The sequence below is a fragment of the Acidovorax sp. A1169 genome (genome assembly GCF_030704685.1).
In the GTDB taxonomy this organism is placed as follows: Bacteria; Pseudomonadota; Gammaproteobacteria; order Burkholderiales; family Burkholderiaceae_C; genus Acidovorax.
This window is the reverse complement of the sequence record NZ_JAUZDX010000007.1, coordinates 261,179-277,524: the sequence shown is the minus strand read 5'-3', so window position 1 is coordinate 277,524 and position 16,346 is coordinate 261,179. Positions and strand designations below refer to the sequence as shown.

General features: G+C 63.4%; 12 protein-coding genes and 1 pseudogene. 5 read left to right on the top strand and 8 right to left on the bottom strand.

Annotated features, from left to right (window positions below):
• The 4 genes from QYL93_RS14620 to hsdR all read right to left on the bottom strand — a co-directional run.
• Positions 1 to 833 (bottom strand): hypothetical protein (locus QYL93_RS14620; protein WP_305744312.1); only part of this gene is annotated, 833 nt, incomplete at its 3' end.
• Entirely contained in the window at positions 826 to 1,176 is a 351-nt protein-coding gene (locus QYL93_RS14615) for a DUF1016 N-terminal domain-containing protein (protein WP_305744311.1), read from the bottom strand. The genes QYL93_RS14615 and QYL93_RS14620, both read right to left, overlap by 8 nt.
• Positions 1,173 to 2,771: an N-6 DNA methylase gene (locus tag QYL93_RS14610; RefSeq protein WP_305744310.1), complete on the bottom strand. Its 1,599-nt coding sequence runs from the start codon at positions 2,769 to 2,771 to the stop codon at positions 1,173 to 1,175. The genes QYL93_RS14615 and QYL93_RS14610 overlap by 4 nt, the downstream gene beginning before the upstream one ends.
• Before the next feature lie 24 nt (positions 2,772 to 2,795).
• Positions 2,796 to 6,200, bottom strand: a complete 3,405-nt coding sequence (gene hsdR, locus QYL93_RS14605; RefSeq protein ID WP_305744309.1) for a type I restriction-modification system endonuclease — start codon at positions 6,198 to 6,200, stop codon at positions 2,796 to 2,798.
• A 320-nt stretch (positions 6,201 to 6,520) separates the two neighbouring features.
• Here hsdR and QYL93_RS14600 point away from each other — a divergent pair, with 320 nt between their 5' ends.
• Positions 6,521 to 7,618 carry a suppressor of fused domain protein gene (locus QYL93_RS14600; RefSeq protein WP_305744308.1) on the top strand — a complete coding sequence of 366 codons (1,098 nt, stop codon included), beginning with the start codon at positions 6,521 to 6,523 and terminating at the stop codon, positions 7,616 to 7,618.
• A 257-nt stretch (positions 7,619 to 7,875) separates the two neighbouring features.
• Here QYL93_RS14600 and QYL93_RS31955 read toward each other — a convergent pair.
• Together QYL93_RS31955 and QYL93_RS14590 are read right to left on the bottom strand one after the other, a co-directional pair.
• A pseudogene (locus QYL93_RS31955) lies at positions 7,876 to 8,182 on the bottom strand (glycine zipper domain-containing protein); the annotation flags it as partial.
• 238 nt (positions 8,183 to 8,420) lie between these two features.
• Entirely contained in the window at positions 8,421 to 8,804 is a 384-nt protein-coding gene (locus tag QYL93_RS14590; RefSeq protein ID WP_305744306.1) for a cupin domain-containing protein, read from the bottom strand.
• A gap of 89 nt (positions 8,805 to 8,893) precedes the next feature.
• On the opposite strand from QYL93_RS14590, the gene QYL93_RS14585 reads away from it, so the two are divergent.
• From QYL93_RS14585 to QYL93_RS14570, 4 genes are all read left to right on the top strand, one after another.
• Positions 8,894 to 9,802 carry an AraC family transcriptional regulator gene (locus tag QYL93_RS14585; protein WP_305744305.1) on the top strand — a complete coding sequence of 303 codons (909 nt, stop codon included), beginning with the start codon at positions 8,894 to 8,896 and terminating at the stop codon, positions 9,800 to 9,802.
• A gap of 328 nt (positions 9,803 to 10,130) precedes the next feature.
• Complete coding sequence (locus tag QYL93_RS14580) at positions 10,131 to 11,411, top strand: hypothetical protein (protein ID WP_305744304.1); 1,281 nt, start codon at positions 10,131 to 10,133, stop codon at positions 11,409 to 11,411.
• A 218-nt stretch (positions 11,412 to 11,629) separates the two neighbouring features.
• The gene (locus QYL93_RS14575; protein ID WP_305744303.1) at positions 11,630 to 12,649 is read left to right on the top strand and encodes a hypothetical protein; all 1,020 of its coding nucleotides are present in this window, start codon (positions 11,630 to 11,632) and stop codon (positions 12,647 to 12,649) included.
• 172 nt (positions 12,650 to 12,821) lie between these two features.
• Positions 12,822 to 13,259, top strand: coding sequence for an OsmC family protein (locus QYL93_RS14570; protein ID WP_305744302.1), 438 nt, complete (start codon positions 12,822 to 12,824; stop codon positions 13,257 to 13,259).
• On the opposite strand, the gene QYL93_RS14565 is transcribed toward QYL93_RS14570, so the two are convergent.
• Positions 13,231 to 14,937, bottom strand: coding sequence for an AMP-binding protein (locus QYL93_RS14565; RefSeq protein WP_305744301.1), 1,707 nt, complete (start codon positions 14,935 to 14,937; stop codon positions 13,231 to 13,233). The two genes, QYL93_RS14570 and QYL93_RS14565, sit on opposite strands and share 29 nt — an antisense overlap.
• A 78-nt stretch (positions 14,938 to 15,015) precedes the next feature.
• Positions 15,016 to 16,314 carry a serine hydrolase gene (locus QYL93_RS14560; RefSeq protein WP_305744300.1) on the bottom strand — a complete coding sequence of 433 codons (1,299 nt, stop codon included), beginning with the start codon at positions 16,312 to 16,314 and terminating at the stop codon, positions 15,016 to 15,018.
• Positions 16,315 to 16,346 lie beyond the last annotated feature (32 nt).

Sequence of the window (16,346 nt, the reverse complement as noted above, 5' to 3'; positions counted from 1 at the left end):
AAGTCTCCCGCTTCTAGCCACAGATGTGAATCATTGGGGATTTGCTCATCGATGTACTTAGAGTGCCTCGGGTTGAAGCGCCCGGTGGTGGTCGCCGACAGCGTTAGCGATTTCACGGGGGTCTCGAAGTCCACCGACTTAGGCGAATAGCCATTTCGGGGCTTTCCAATCAATGCGTCACCAACTGTGCAGGTCCGCCATGCGGAAGTGAGCTCGCCGCTGGCTTCGTGCGCCAAAAGCACGCCAGTGGCCGCAGCATTGAGCACCGCCTGCCGAAACCGCTTGAGTAGTACCGGAATGGCATCCAGGTGATCGTTGCAAGCCTTGGTGCGAGCAAGCAAGGTGTCAACTTGGTCGGCGATGCGAGTTTGTTCTGCCGACGGCGCAACAGGCGCAACGTAACCACGCACATCCTTCGTTCGAATTGCAGGGTACAAGGCCCCTTGGACCAATTTCGACATGGCAGTGACGAAAGCCTCGGATCGCATAAGATAGCCCAGCCAACGCGGATCTATCCCGTTGAGCGGGCGCAACACATCAAATCCTGTCGACGCAATTTGGCCATCAAGCTCAGGAGGCACCAATGCCACCGCATTAAGGTTCGGCCGAGTCATCGAAACCAGGGTATCTCCCTTGATCAACTTCTTGCGCGCCCGACTCGGAGCATCTTTGCCTCGCAATACCTGAGGCGCAGAGATCGATTTGGCTTCACGGTCAATGGAGCCTATGTCGATGTAGGTAAAGGTCTCTTCGGCAGTGGGTACGTATTGAGCCGCGTCCGCGCTGATTTCTGACAGCTGAGCTACTGTCCATTCTGCGGGCAACTCATTCATCGTCGTCTTTCTCCAACAAAAATGCTTTCCTTGTCAACCTCTCATCGTCGGGAAACGCCTGGGAAAACCGCGGCATGCGGCGCAGGTTGCGGGCTTCAAAGCTACGGCCAAACTCTTGCGAAAGCTGCTGCCCCAATCGGTCCATCAATTGTGCGCCGTAGCTGGCGCGCTCACCACCCAGCACCTCGGTGCTCAGGCGTTGGCCCACCGTCCAGTACAGGCGCGTCAATTCTGCGTTGACGGCGCCAGCCAAGCGCTGGCGGCTGCTGGCAATTATGGTGCGCAGTTCGGCGTGCAGGTCGCCGGCCTGCGTGGCTGGCAACAGGCTCATGCTCATGCTCATGCAGATGCCTTTGCTTCGGCATCGCCGGGCTCGGCGTCGTCCACCAGCAGATCGTCAAGCTCTGCATCGGGGTCTTCGCCCAGGGCCTCTACCAAGGCTCGCAGCTCCATTAGGGCGGCATTCATCTCGCGCATGGCCAAGCGTGCCAGCACGGCCGGCTCTTCGCGTTGCTGCTGGGCGGTGTCGGCGCTGTCGTCTTTTAGCCAGGCCAAGTCAAGGTTGTCGCCACGGTCTGCAATTTGCTGGCGCGTGAACTTGCGCCAGCGGCCTGCTTCGCCCGCATCAACGCGTTGGGTCAGCGCGTTTGGGCCACCTTGAGGGTCGGCTCCAAAGACGTCTTCAAACTTGTCGCGTGGCACCTCGGCCGGAGCATCAGGCGGGGTGCGGAAGTAATCGCGTGTGAAGGGCGTACGCTTGCCGAACTGCGGCATGTTGGCCCGCATGTCGTACACCCACACCTCTTTGGTGTTGCCCTTGTCGGTCTTCTCGCCTTTGGTGAAGAACAGCACATTGGTCTTCACGCTCTGGGCGTAAAAAATGCCGGTGGGCAGGCGCAAAATGGTGTGCAGGTTGCACTTGTCCATCAGGTCGTGCCGGATGCTGGTGCCCACATTGCTATCAAACAGCACGTTGTCGGGCAGCACCACGGCTGCACGGCCGCCCGGGGCAAGGTTGCGGTAGATGTGCTGCAAGAAGGCGAATTGCTTGTTGCTGGTCTCGTAGGTCAGATCCTTACGAGTGGGCAGCCCGCCCCCCTTCTTGGTGCCGAAGGGGGGGTTGGACAGGATCAATGTGGCATGGGGCATTTGTGTGCCTTCGTCGCCCAGGGTGTCGCCGTACTGCACGCCGCCTTCAATGCCATGCAGAAGCATGTTCATCAGCGCCAAACGGTGGGTGTCTTGCACCAACTCCATGCAATAGAAGGTGGAGTGCCGGTAGCGGCGTTGGGCCTCTTCATCCAGGCTGTCAAAGTCGTTGTGCTGACGCAGGTAGTTGTTGGCCGCGATGGGGAACCCACAAGTACCTGCCGCAGGGTCTTGGATCACATCGCTCAGCTGCGGCTTCATCACGGCAACGATGCTGTCGATCAAATGGCGGGGGGTGAAGTATTGGCCTGCGCCGCTTTTCTTTTCGGTGGCGTTGCGCTCCAACAGGTCTTCGTACAGATCGCCCAGGTCATCGCGTTGTACGCTGTACCAGTCGAGCGCGTCGATATCGGTCACCAGTTTACTAAGCGTGGCCGGTTTGGTTATAAAGGTATTGGCGTTCGCGTAGATCTGCTGCACAGAGTCATGGCCGTGCAAGCCGTATCCCAGCAGCATTTCTTTGTAGAGGTCGAGCCGCTCGGGGGCGGAGGCATTCAGCAGGTCATCCCAGCGGGTGCCAGGCTGCTCGACGGCTGGCTCGCCCTTCTTGGGCCGAATCCAGACCGTCAGCCGGTCTTCCTGGCCCGTCTCTTTCATCATCTTGAGAAAGAGCAGGTAGGTCAGTTCGCTCAGGTACTGGTGGTAAGTGACACCGTCGTCACGCAGCACATGGCATAGCGACCAGAGTTTGGCGCCAATGTCATGGGCGACTTGCGGGGATTTGGCCATGGAGAAGTACTAACTACAAATGCATCAAGCACTTTGGGCAGGGGGCGTCCAGAGTGCGTCGTTAAAGGCGTCCAGCACCGGTTGGAGCTGTCCGTTGAAAAGTTTATCGAGGCGGTTGAACCCGCCACCTTCCCGCTTAAAAAGCAGGTCAGGGTCGTCCAACGCCTCGCGGTCAACAAGAAGGTTGACCTTGGTCTGTGCCGCAATGCGCCTAAGCCAATTGCGCTGCGGTTCAGTCCAGGGCTTGCCACCCGGCGGATTGGCCAACAGCGCTTGCAAAGCGTGGTCCACCCGCTCGCTATAGGGCAGCAAGGCGTCACCCAACGCAGCTTGGCGAATGTAGCCGACGATGCGGGCTGCGATGTCCTGATTGCTCATTTCTCGCCAGGCGGTGGCCAGGCGGGCTTCGCTGAAGCCTGCTTGGTCCAAGGCCAACATCAGTTCCTTGAGCTGTTTGCGGGTCAGGTCTCGCGGCTTGGTCAGCACGGCCATCAGGGCTGGCAGCTCGTTGCTTTTGCTGCTGATGAACTTCTTGAACTCGTTCAGATAGTCTTCTGGCTTGCTGGCGTTGCCGTAGCCACGGTCAGCTCGCAAGAAAGCATCTGGGTGATCAGACACGTAGATCGGTTGAGCCTGGCCGACGGCCTTGCGGTCCAGGATTTCGCCCAGGTCTGGGTTCTGGGTGAACCAAGCAGCCACTTCAGGCAGGCTGAGTGCTTTGAGCTTCTTGATGAAGGCATCTGGCGTCATGCCAACCTTGGTTTCAAAGTCTTGCGCGTCTTTGCCTTTGAGGTGACGCTTCTTGACTTGCAGCTTGGCGAGGAATTGGTCGCGTAGCAGCTCACGTGCTTCGTCTGACTGCACCTCGTTGAATTCACGCTCAAGTTGTTTGAACGTGATGTTGGGGTTGACCACCACAGGCTTCATGTTGGTCATGTCGCTGATCGCTTCAAAGATCCTCACAGCATCAAAAACCCGGAAGAAGTCTTTGGCCTCGCCGTCAAAATCACACAACCGGGTGGCGCGGCCCAGCATCTGGTCGAACAGAATGCGGCTGTTGACCTGCCGCAGGAAGACCAGATTGCAGATTTCTGGCACGTCAATGCCGGTGGTCAGCAAATCCACTGTGACGGCCACGTTGGGCAGGCGTTCATTCTTGTATCGGCGAATCAACTCCAAAGGCTTGTCTGCATTGCCGGTGATCTTGATGACGGCGTCATCTTCCACCTCACCATATTGGTCCTCCAAGGCTTTCTTGAGCACGTCCACCACAAGATCCGCATGGTCGCTGCTGACGCAAAAAATCAACGTCTTGCGTCGGCCAGTGGGGTCGATCTCTTGCGCCAGGTAGCCGCACACGGCTTCGTTGAAGGGCCGCGTGATGACCTTGCGATTGAAGTCATCGATCTTCAGCTTGATCTCATCGGGCGTTTGGAACAGATCAATCTGGTTGCGCTGAGCGTCATACCTCTTGACCTCCTCGCCAACCTTCCAGGTCATGCCGTTTTCAGACAGTTGGGTACGGATCTGGATGGGTGGCTCGTAGTCAACCAAAAAGCCATCCACGACGGCTTCGCGGTAGCTGTAGCTGTACACCGGGAGACCGAAGATCTGCGTGGTGTGCAATGCGGGCGTGGCGGTCAAGCCGATCTTGACGGCATCAAAATAGTCCAGCACACGACGGTACTTGGATATGTAGTCGTCAAACCCGCGGAAGCTGAGCTCGGTATCGGACATCTCACGATCAAGCGTGTAGCCACGGTGGCATTCGTCGATGACGATACAGTCGTATTGATCCACCGTGGGCGGTGCCACGCCTTCCGCCGGGAACAAGACGCGGTGCATCATGCCCTGCACGGTGGCAATGTGCACCGCCGTGTCCGCATCGGGCGACTGGTGCTCAAGCTCCTTGATGCCAAACGCATCTGCAAACGTTTGCAGCCGCTCCATGCGCGTGTCTTTGAAGGAGTTTGCTGCTTGCTCGCCCAGTGCCGAGCGGTCTACCAAGAACAAGATGCGGCGGAACCGCTGAGCTTTCAGCAGCCGGTAAATGAGCGCAACACAGGTCTTGGTTTTGCCAGTGCCCGTTGCCATCGCCAATAGGATGTCACGCTGCCCATCAGCGATGGCTGTTTCGGTCGCGCGAATGGCTGCCTGCTGGTAGTAGCGCAGCGGAAAACCATAGTTGAACGGCGTGTTGTCCAGGTCCGCATGAGCCTTGCCCTCGTCCTGTTTCAGCAAGGCATGCAGGCCGTCCGGCGTATACCAGCCATCCAGCGCTGTACTTCGGCTCTTGGAATCTCGGAGATCGCAGAACCAGATACCGCTCTTGGTAGCCAGTTGGCGCAAGTAAGGTCGGCCATTGGTGGCAAACACAAACGGAATCCGGAACTCCAATTGCGCGCCCCAATTTTGGGCATGGAGGTGTGTCTCGGAGGAAGGGGTGAAGGTGCGGCTGTAGCGCTTGCTTTGCTGCAGATCGGCAGACACGTCTTTGCTGCCACGCTTGGCCTCCACAACCGCCAATGGCATCAGGCCCTGGAACAGCAAGTAGTCCGCTGAATAACCGTCGCAAGGCCATTCGGCAATTGCCAGGTTTCGCCCTTTGGTAGGGCGCGCTCCCTTGCTGTACCGCAAGACTTCTGAATCGGCCTCCCACCCTGCCTGCTGCAATTGCTCGTCGATGATGCGGCGCGTTGCGCTTTCGTCGAGTTCCACCAGACTGGCAGCCTTGCTTGCCGAGAGGACGAATTCGGCCAGCGTTTCCGTGGGGGCCTTCTGGGCATGCGCCTGTAAGTCAGCCAGCTGTGCTTCAAGTTTGGCCTTGGCCTGGTCTGTCTCCGTAGCAATCTGTTCCCAGAAAGCGCTTTCTTCACCCAGCGTGTTTAGTTGGGTTTGTGCAGCCAGCAGAGCGGACGCGGTTTGCTCATGTTTGGCCTGGTACTCAGATACAGCTTGCCGCAAGGACGCAAGTTCGTGTTTCAACTCCTGCGATTCATCGACGGGCGGCGTTGGTGGAACAAACGGGCCTGCCTTGTAGTCAGGCTGCTTGAATGTGCGGTGAAACCACAAGCCCAATTGCCAAGCGAGTTTGAGGGCGGTCAAGGCTTTGGAGTGATCGCCGTCAAGATCATGATTCGCGGCGTTTCCCGCTATCCGGATCTGATCGAATACCTGCTTGATTTCGCGCGGCAAGAGCGATTCGCCTTGCAAGCGGCGAAGCAAGTCATATTGGCTTTCGTCCTGGGATGCATACAAACCACCCCGGGCCGCCAATGATTGGGCCATCAATTCAGCAAACTGGCGGAGCTTGAGCAGGCTGGTGTTGGGGTCCTCAGCGAAATACCGCTCTGCCAAGGCACCCAAACTCCATAGCTGCCGCTCGTATAGCCTCAGTACGTCGAAATTCGAGCGAATTGTTTGCTGCATCTCCACCCTCGTTTTTCTTCCGGTCGACAGCTCTCCCCCAATCTACTGCCGGCCGTGGGATTCTTGGATTCCCGCGCTTTCGGAAAGTCGGCGGGAAACACGTCAGCAATTCTCCCGTATTACTGGCGACGCACCCAGTCCTGATTGCCAAGCCCCGTGGCCTCGGATGGCAAATTGGCATCGTACGGGGTGAAGGCGGGGAACTCTTACGGTGTGCCGTACCGAGAATTTGTCACACAAGCAAATTCCACGCAGGCTCGCTCAGCCGCCACAATGAACTCCGCCATTGATCCGCGGCGCGGCCCTGACTTCCAAAAGACATGACCTCAACCACAATCGACGACTCCGACGCCTCCTCCCCCGGCTGGGACGCCATCACCGCCCGCCTGGACCAGCTCTACCCCGGCCAGGAGCCCAAGCACTTTGGCACGATCATCAAGTACATGCTGGGCGGGCCAGACCCGCTGGACGGCATCAGCGCATGGCGGCGCACGGACCCGGTGCCGCACTGGCACTTTGTGACCTATGGGTTCACCGAGCTGTATGCCAAGGGGTCGGACGACCCCGAGGTAAGCGGCTATGGCTTCGAGCTGACCTTCCGGCTTGCGATAGCGCCCGACACCGCGGCCGATGCAGAGCCCCCGATGTGGGCGCTGAGTTTTTTGCAGAACCTGGCGCGCTATGTATTTCAGAGCGGTAACGTGTTCAAAGACGGGGATTGGATGACGGCCAACGGCCCCATTGCGCTGGGGCAGGCCACGCAGATCTGCTCCATGGGTTTTGCCACCGACCCGGAGCTGGCCGAGCCGCTGGCCACGGCCAATGGATCCGTCGCCTTTTTGCAGGTGGTGGGCCTGACGCTGGACGAAGAGCGCGCGGCCAAGCAGTGGCGCACGCGCAATCTGCTGGATGTGTTGCTGCCGCACATGCCGCTGTGGGTGACGGACCTGGGCCGCGCCTCGCTGCTGGCCCACCCGGCGGTCAAGCAGCAGGTGGACGAAGGCTCGCGGCAGGATGGCTCGTCGAGCGGATTCTTGTTCACCGATGTGCTGGGCCTTAAGCAGGTAAAGCGCCTGCTGCGCAAGCCGCTGACGCAGGTGACCCTCGGTGCCCGCCAAGTGGAGGAGCTGGTGGCCCTGCTGCCGCTGCGCCTGCCGTTTGGCCGCACGCTGCGCGTTGCGGGGCACGAGTGGCAACTGCTGTTGCAGCCAGCTGAAACCGAGAACGCGGTGGAGTGGCTGGCCAACGACGAGGGCGCCGTGCTGCACCTGACCGATGCCACGGTGCAGCAACTGGCGCAGACGCTGCAGCCGCGCGCGGGCACCTATGTGCTGCCGCTGCTGCCGGGGGTGCAGTGGCAGGTGGAGAAGACGACCATCAAGGATGCCAGCGGCAACATTGTGGATGTGATCGGCTGATCAGCCCCTGAGTCGACTCACCCACGCGCACTGTGCACGATGGCTGCGGTTGGCATAGCTGCCAACCGCAGCGCGTGCCTCTTCTTACTCTTGCTTGGTCTGCTTCCAGATCCGGTCGGCGCGCTCCCACGCGGCCTTGGCTGCGGGCTCAGCGTCCTTCCAGTCCAGGCGGCTGGTCGCACGGTCTGACTCCCAACGCTGGTGCAGGTCGGCGCGGGCGTCTTGCCAGCTGCCATGACCGTCGATCACGCTCTGGTAGCCAGTGCGATAGGCAGGCGCGTAGTCGTCGTAGGTGTAGGCGTCGGAGTAGTAGGGCTCGCGGCCGTGGGCGTCGCGCCAGTAGGCGTCTTCGGCCGTGGGGTTGACGGCTTCTGCCGCGCCCTTGCCAGCCAGGCCGCCGACGACTGCGCCGACCACTGCACCCACGGCGGTACCGATGGGGCCGCCGACGGAGCCAACGGCAGCGCCAGTGACAGCACCGCCCGCAGCGCCGATGCCGGTGCCGACGGGGTGGGCACCGGGTGCGCCGGTGATGGGATCGGGATTCATGTCGGGGGTGTTCATGTTTTGGGGATGGGTCATGTTCGTCTCCTGGTTGTGAGCGGCCGACAGCCGCTCTTGGTGGGGTGGACTTTCATGATCCATGCGGCCCCGTTGCCTTGGCGTAGGTCAACGGCCCAATGCGGCGACAGGGACTGCCCCTGACGCAGGCCAAGGCCGCATCCGCTCGACTGCCTGGCTGCTGGCTTGGGCCCCCAGGGCTTTGTCACTGAAAGCGGCGCCAAGCTGCAAGAGACAGGGCTTACAACACCCTGCGCGGCGCGGCCGTGGCTGCATCGCCGCTGTTGGGCGTGCCGGTGGATTCGATCAGCAAAATATGCGCTTCGCTGCTGGCGCGCGGCCGGTGTTCCACCCCCTTTGGCACCACGTAGAGCTGGCCGGGGTGCAGGGTGACCAGGGCGCCATGGGGCAGGTCGATCTCTACCGTGCCCTGCAGCACGAGGAAGAAGTCGTCGGTGTCGGGGTGGCTGTGCCACTGGTACTCGCCCTGGATCTTGGCGACCATGATGTCGTGGCCGTTGAACTCGGCCACGGTGCGCGGGGCCCAGTGGCCGGTGAACTGGGTGAGCTTGTGGGCCAGGTCGATGGCGGGGACGGGGGTGGGGGCAGTCTGGGTATCGGGCATGTAGGTGGGCTTGGGTGGTTGGCATTGCCGCGTGGCGGGTTGTCAGCAGTGTCTCCAGCCGGCGTGGGGCGGTCTTGTACATTTGTTGCATGCACGCCGGGAACAACGCTAGCGCCGCAGCTTCCCCCTCTACAGCGGCCCCCAACACCCTGCAGCCTGGCACCAGCCAGCGCGACTGGGCCGAGATGCGGCCGCTGGCGTCGGGCGGGGTCACGCTGCTCAACGCGCATTTCACGCAGCACCGGTTCGAGCGGCACAGCCATGAGACGTATTCGATAGGCGTCACGCGCTCGGGCGTGCAGACTTTTGAATGCCGGGGCGCGCGCCACGCCAGCCTGGCGGGCGATGTGATCTTGTTCAACCCCGATGAGCCGCACGACGGCAGTCGGGGCACGGATGCGGGGTTTGGCTATTCGATCCTGTACGTGGATGCCGCGCTGGTACATGCCCTGGTGGCAGACCGGGCGGCGGGCAGCCCCGCCGGTGCGGCCCACTATTTCAAGGCACCCGTGGTGCACGACCCGCAGGGCGCACTGCTGCTGCAGCGGGCCGTGGCGGCGGTGGCCGAGCGGCAGGAGTCGCTGCACGGCGAGGAGCGCACGGCCGCCGCCGTGCAGGCGCTGCTGGGCCGCCATGGCGAGGTGCGGGTGGACTGGGCGCAGAGCCTGGACGCAGGCCGCCAGCGCATGGCCCTGGTGCGTGAGTACCTCCATGCCCACTTTGCCGACGACGTGACGGTGCAGGCCCTGGCCACGCAGGCGGGCCTGTCGCGCGCGCACCTGACGCGTGCCTTCACCGCCGCCTATGGCATGGCGCCGCACGCCTACCTGAACATGGTGCGCATTCGCCAAGCACAGGCTGCGCTGCGGCAGGGCAATGCGGTGGCCGATGTGGCGGCGGCCTGCGGCTTTGCCGACCAAAGCCACCTGACGCGGCGCTTCAAGGGCCAGGTGGGCATGGCGCCGGGGCGGTGGCTGGCGCAAATAAGCGGCTGCTGAGCAAATCACCCTTTTCCATCAATCACCCAAAAGACGGGTGTTGCAGCAACCTCACATTGCGCTGGCGTACCGGTCGGTTTTGCACTTCTTGGCTGTAAGCAGTTGCAACGCGGTGCTAGAGTGCGCGGGCAGGCGCGGTTGCATGAGAGGGCACCGTACCAGCTTTGACCAGCGGCCCGTGGCGCTGGCCAGGCAGTTGAAAAAGCAAAGGCGTGGCCGCTTGACAGTAGGCACGCCCACAACACAAGAGCTGAGGGGAAACATGAAGCGGTTGGTTCTTCAATGCGCAGGCGCGGCCAGTCTTGCGCTGCTGGCAGGTTGCGTGGCCGTGCCCACGATAGACCAGGCAAAGCTGAAGCCACCTCAGACGGTGCTAATTGCCGACATTCCCGACATCAAGCCGGCCGCCAACATCGGCATGGTGTGGTCCTCGCTGCCGGAGTGGTATTTCTCATCCAGCTTCGACCATCTGTTCGTTATCCGGCGCGATGCGGAGGCCGTGCCCGGCGTTGCAGAACTCGGCGCCGGCCAGGCAGAGGTGGAGAACTACGTGGCCGCCGCGGCAGTGTCGGCCACGCACCAGCTCAATTCGATGCCGCCGTCGTCCACCCCCGGCGCCAATCTGGCAAGCATGGGCGTGGCACTGCTCATCGGGGCGATGATCGAATCGAGCGCCAAGGAAACTCAGCTCAAGGCCGTCGAGTTTCCTGGTCTTGTCCAGAAGGTCACGCCCGGCATCGACCTCCGCAAGGACTTTATGCAGGCCTTGACCCACTCTCTGGAAGCCCGGGGAGTGCAGGTCCGCATCATGGGCCAGACCCGCAACCACATGCCCAGGCTGTTCTGGCCGGCGAAGGACGAGGAGGGCAAGGCACTCAGCGTGGGCCCGTTTGCCAAGAGCCCCCCTGTGGATGCCGATTTGCTGGTGCAGGTAGTGCCCACCGCCTCGTATGCGGCGCCAGGGCCGCTGAACAACTACGCACGGCAGGTGGGCGTAGGGCTGGCGCTTTTCGAGGGCCGCACCCGCAAGTTCATCGGCTGGCAGGCCGTGCAGCTCAAGAAGGACAACCGGTTCGAGTACGCGCGGTACGACAACCTGGCCGCCGATGTGGCCAATGCAGGGCCCGAGCTGCACCGCGCGCTCATGTCGCTGGCGCCCGAGGTGGCCGCCATCATCAGCGGCAAAAACAAGCCCGAGGCGGCCGGCCATGTGCCAACGAGGGAGGCAACCCAGGCGCCCGCAGGCCGGCACCCCCCTGCGGCGCCGGCAGCCCCCCTCGCACCACCTGCAGCCACACCCGCTGCCGCAGCGGTGGGCCCGGTTCCGGTTGCAACAGGCAACGCCACGGCGCCACAGCCAGCGGCTGGCCCCGCACCCCTAGCGCCCGCCCCAGCAGTTGTAGCGCCAAAGGCACCTGCCCCGGCCCCCGTGGCTGCGACCAGCGCACCCCCGCCGGTGACCGCAACAACCATACCGGTCGCAGCTGCAGCCGCGCCAGCAGGCAAGAAAGAAACGCGCCTGCAGTGGCTCAAGCAGATGCATGACGCCAAGCTCATCTCGACCAGCGAGTACGAAGCCAAGCGCCAGCAGGTTCTCGCCGCACCCTGAACTACCAGGCTGCCCATGGCGACCACGATTTTCAACCCACCAGCGATCCAACCATGCTTGTCCTGTTGACGAAGTACCTCCGCCCCGTGGCCTTGTGCGCCGCTGCTCTGACCTTGATTGGCTGCGCCACGGTCAAACCGCAAGCAATCGAAACCAAGCACTCGGAACGGCTGAAGAACCAGACCGTAGCCGCCACCAGTCGGGAGAAACCCAGCTTCATGATGACCTCGCCAGGCAACATGGCCATTGGGGGCTTGATCGGCGCGCTGATTGCCCAGAGTACCGGCAACAGGCTCATTGCCGAGAACGAGGTGGAAGACCCGGCAGATGCCATTTCTGCAGGCTTGCTGCGCGTGCTCCAGGCACACCAGGGCACGCGCCAGGTAGCGCCAGCGATGCCAACGACGTCCAATGACCCGCAAAAGCTTGCCAGTGCTGGAAAGGGCAAGGCGAAGTTCGTGCTGGATGTGGAGACCACCGGGTGGGGCGCAGGCTACTTTCCCTCCGCCATGAGCCGCTACCGGGTCGGCTACAGCGCCAGGGCACGCTTGATCGACGTGGAAACCCAGGCCCAAATTGCCGAGGGAGGCTGCCGGCGTGAAACAGGCTTTGGCGACGCGCCAACGTACGACGAGCTGTGGGCCAACAAGGCAGCGATCATGCGACGGGAAAGCGCCCTGACGGTGCAGGAATGTGTGGAGGCCATCATATTGCACATGGTGCCTGCCGCAGCGCCGCTGGCTGAAGCGCTGGCCACTGCACCGAAGACCGCCGCCTCCTCGACCTCCACCACGCCGGTTGTCACCTCTGCGGCGCCCACCGCTGCACCGGTTGCGGCCACCAACACGGTGTCGATGCCGTTCGTGCCCGACTCCAAGCCGGTGGCCCGCGCCGCAGCGCCCGCAGCAGCAGCGCCAGCGCCTGGGCCAAGGCCTGCGTCACCCACGGCAACCGCCGCGATGTCGATGCCTTTCGCGTCCGACTCCAAGCCAGTGGGCCGTGTTGCCCCGCCAGCACCAGCAGCAGCCCCCGCAGCGCAAAACGTGCCCGCCGCCGCCACGGTGGCGGTGGTGAACCCGGCCCAGCCCGCACCCGCAGCAACGACAGTTGCCGCCGCGCCCATGCCCGCCAGCAAGAAAGAGTCGCGCCTGCAGTGGCTCAAGCAGATGCGCGATGCCAACCTGATCACCTCGGGTGAGTACGAGACCAAGCGCCAGCAGGTGCTGAGCGCGCCCTGATAGACCAGGGCAGTCCACAATGAATCCATCGAAGGGCCCACAAGGGCCCTTTTTTCATTGCGCGCTGGGCGCGCCTGTAGGACGATGCGCACCCGCATTGCCAGTGGCATCCGACCCCAGCGGGGGCGCTCGCGTGGTCCCATAGTCCCTTTGCATTTACAGGAGCCAAACCATGTCTGAAAAGAAAGCCAGCGTTCATTGGGAAGGTGCGGGCAAGACCGGCCAGGGCCAGGTGAGCACCGAGACCGGCGCGCTCGACAAGCACCCCTATGGCTTTGGCAGCCGGTTTGGCGATGACCGCAAGGGCACCAACCCCGAGGAGATCGTGGGTGCGGCGCATGCCTCGTGCTTCACCATGGCGTTTGCCTTTGCGGCTGAAAAGGCGGGCATTGCCACTGAGGTGATCGACACCACGGCGGCAGTGCGGCTGACCAAGGAGGGCGATGGTTTCGTCATCGACCGCATTGCGCTCACCCTCAAGGCCAAGGTGCCGGGCATGGACGAGGCGGCCTTTCAGAAGCTGGCGGCCGAGGCCAAGGCCAACTGCCCGCTGTCGAAGGCGCTGGCCGCGGTGCCGGAGATCACGCTGACGGCGACGTTAGTCCACTGACTACTGCCGTGACGCGGTGCAGCTGGGCGCGGGCGGGCTGGGCCACGCCATCGCGCAGCTCGCGCCGCAGGATCTTGCCCACGCTGGACTTGGGCAAGGCATCGACAAAGACGATCTGCCGGGGCACCTTGTAGGGGGTGAGCTCCCGGCGGCAGTGCTCGGCAATGTCCTGTGTGCTGACGCGCACCTCGGGTATGCGCACCACGTATAGGCGCAGGGCCTCGCCGGTCTTGTCGTCAGGCACGCCGATGCAGGCACATTCGAGCACGCCGGGGCAGGCGGTGGCCACGGCCTCGACCTCGTTGGGGAAGACGTTGAAGCCCGAGACGAGCACCATGTCTTTCTTGCGGTCCACGATCTTCAGGAACCCGCGCTCGTCCATTTGCCCCACATCCCCCGTGCGAAAGTACCCGTCCGCCGTGAAGGCGGCGGCATTGGCCTCGGGCTTTTGCCAGTAGCCGGACATGACCTGCGGGCCTTTCACACACACTTCTCCTGCTTCGCCCACGGGCACTGGCTGGTCGTTGTCGTCGAGCAGTTGCACGTCGGTTGACGGCAGGGGCAGGCCGGTGGTGCCGGTGAACTCGCTGACGTAGGCGGGGTTGAAGGTGACGACGGGGCTGGTCTCGCTGAGGCCATAACCTTCGCGGATGAACTGGCCCGTGAGGGCCTGCCACCGGGCGGATACCGAGGCGATGATGGCGGAGCCCCCGCCGCCCGCCAGCCGCAGGTTGGAAAAATCGATCTCCTGCGTGCGCGGATGCGCGGCCAAGCCTGCGTACAAGGTGTTGACGCCCATGAACACGCTGGGGTGCGCGGCCTTCATCACGCCGATCAGGGCGTCGAGGTCGCGCGGGTTGGGCACCAGCCAGTTGTGCGCGCCCACCGAGAAGTAGGTGACCAGGTTCACCATCAGCGCGAAGATGTGGTACAGCGGTATGGCCGTGACGATGGACTCCAGCCCGGGGCGCAGGTCGTCGGGCATGAAAGCCTTGAACTGCTCCACGTTGGCCACCAGGTTGCGGTGCGTGAGCATGGCCCCCTTGGACAGGCCCGTGGTGCCGCCGGTGTACTGCAGAAAGAGCAGGTCATCGCCCGCCAGCCGCACTGGCTTGAAGGCCAGGCCAGCGCCCTGTGCCAGGGCCTTGCCCAGCGCGGTGGTGGGCAGCGCCAGGCCAGCATCCACCGGCGGGCCGGGTAGTGCGGCGGGGGTGCCGTCGCCAGGCGCCACCGTGATGACTCTGTGCAGGTCCACCCGGCCCTGGATGGCGGCCAGGGTGGCGGTGGCGCCGGCATAGATGACCAGGACCTTGGCGCCGGCATCGTGCAGCTGGTGCTCCAGCTCGCGCGGGGTGTACAGGGGGTTCACGTTGACCTGCACACCGCCGGCCCGGGCAATGCCCAGCAGCACGATGGGGAAGGCCAGGAGGTTGGGGCACATCTCGGCGATGCGGTCGCCCTTGCGCACCTGCAGCACGTTCTGCAGGTAGGCTGCGAACGCACGCGAGAGGTGGTCCACGTCGGCATAGGTCAGCGTCTGCCCCAGGCAGGTAAATGCCGGGTGGTGGGCGTAGCGCAGCATGGCCACGTCGAGCAGGTGCACGACGGAGCGGTGCGCGTCGGCGTTGATGTGGGCGGGGATGGTGCCGTAGCTGGCCAGCCAGGGTTGGGGGTGCATGGGGGAGGTCTCCTTGAGCGGTGTCTTCTTGTGGACAAGCGCAGCCCCGGCCATGCGGGGCTGCGCATGGGTCAGCGCTCAGCGCAGAGCACCGGCCAACGCGGCAAAGGCCAAGCGGTCATAGTTGTGCGTGAAGGCGGTGTTGGGCACGGGGTGCGACGAGAGCTTGACCACCACCAGCTGCGCGGCCGGGTTGATGTGGATGTGCTGGCCCATCAGGCCCTTGGCCTCGAAAGTGCCATCGGTATCGTGGGGCAGCCACCAGTGGTTGTGGTACGAGTAGCCGGCGCGCATGGTCTGGCCGGCGGCCTTGAACTTCTCGGGGTCGGCGCCCTTGCGCAGCTCGGCCACGGTGGCGGCGGAGATCACCTGCTTGCCGTTGAAGTGGCCGTTCTGGCGCAGCGTTTCGCCCAAGCGGCCCAGGTCACGCAGCGTGGCGTTGACGCCCACGCTGGTGGACTGGGTGCCGTTGGGGTCGGCGAAGACATAGGCGTCCTGCTCGGCGCCGATGGGGGCCCAGATGCGCTCGGACATCAGGGTGGCAAAGCTCTTGCCGGTCACGCGCTGCAGGATCCAGCCGATGACCTCGGTGTCCACCGTCTTGTAGTTGAAGCCCTTACCGTGCTCGCCCTCTTTCTGCACGGTGGGCAGGTAGTCGAACAGCGCCTTGGCACCCGGGTAGTTGGGCGGCGCGGGCACCAGGCCGGCGGCGATGAGGTACTGGAAGATGCCCGAAGCGGGGTTGGCAAAGTCTTCGGCGTACAGCACGCCGGTGGTCATGTCCAGCGTCTGCTGCACGGTGGCATCGGCCCAGGCGCTGCCGGCCAGTTCGGGCAGGTAGCGGGTGACGGGGGCGGCGGGGTCGATCAGCCCCTGCTGGATCAGCTCGGTGGCCAGCAGGCCGGTGAGCGACTTGCTCATGGACCACAGCACGTGGGGCACGTGCGGCTGGTTGCCGACGTAGTGGCGCTCGTACACCACGCGGCCCTGGTGGATGACCAGCAGGCCGTCGGTGTAGGTGGACTTTTGCCAATTGGCCAGCGTGGTCTTGGCGCCCTTGTCGTCGAGGAAGGGCAGGCCGTCGAGCTCGCGCGGCGCAGCCTGCAGTTCGCTCCCGGGGCCTGGGCCGCGCGCAATGTTGGCGGTGGGGCCCAGCTCGCGAAGGTGGTGCAGGGCCCAGCGGGCGTTGGGGTACTTGAGGATGTTGGCCAGCCGCACCTGTTTGTCGGGCGGGGGCGGAAAGCCCTGCATGAGCTTGAGCGCGATGGGGTCGGTAGCGTCGGGTGGCGGCAACGCAGGTTGCGCGTGGCTGGCCTGGGCCAGGGCGAGAAGGGCCGTGGCGACGGCAAGCGACAGGGCGCGGCGGGGAGGGTGCATGGTGGATATCTCCTGGAAAAAAGGGGTTGGGC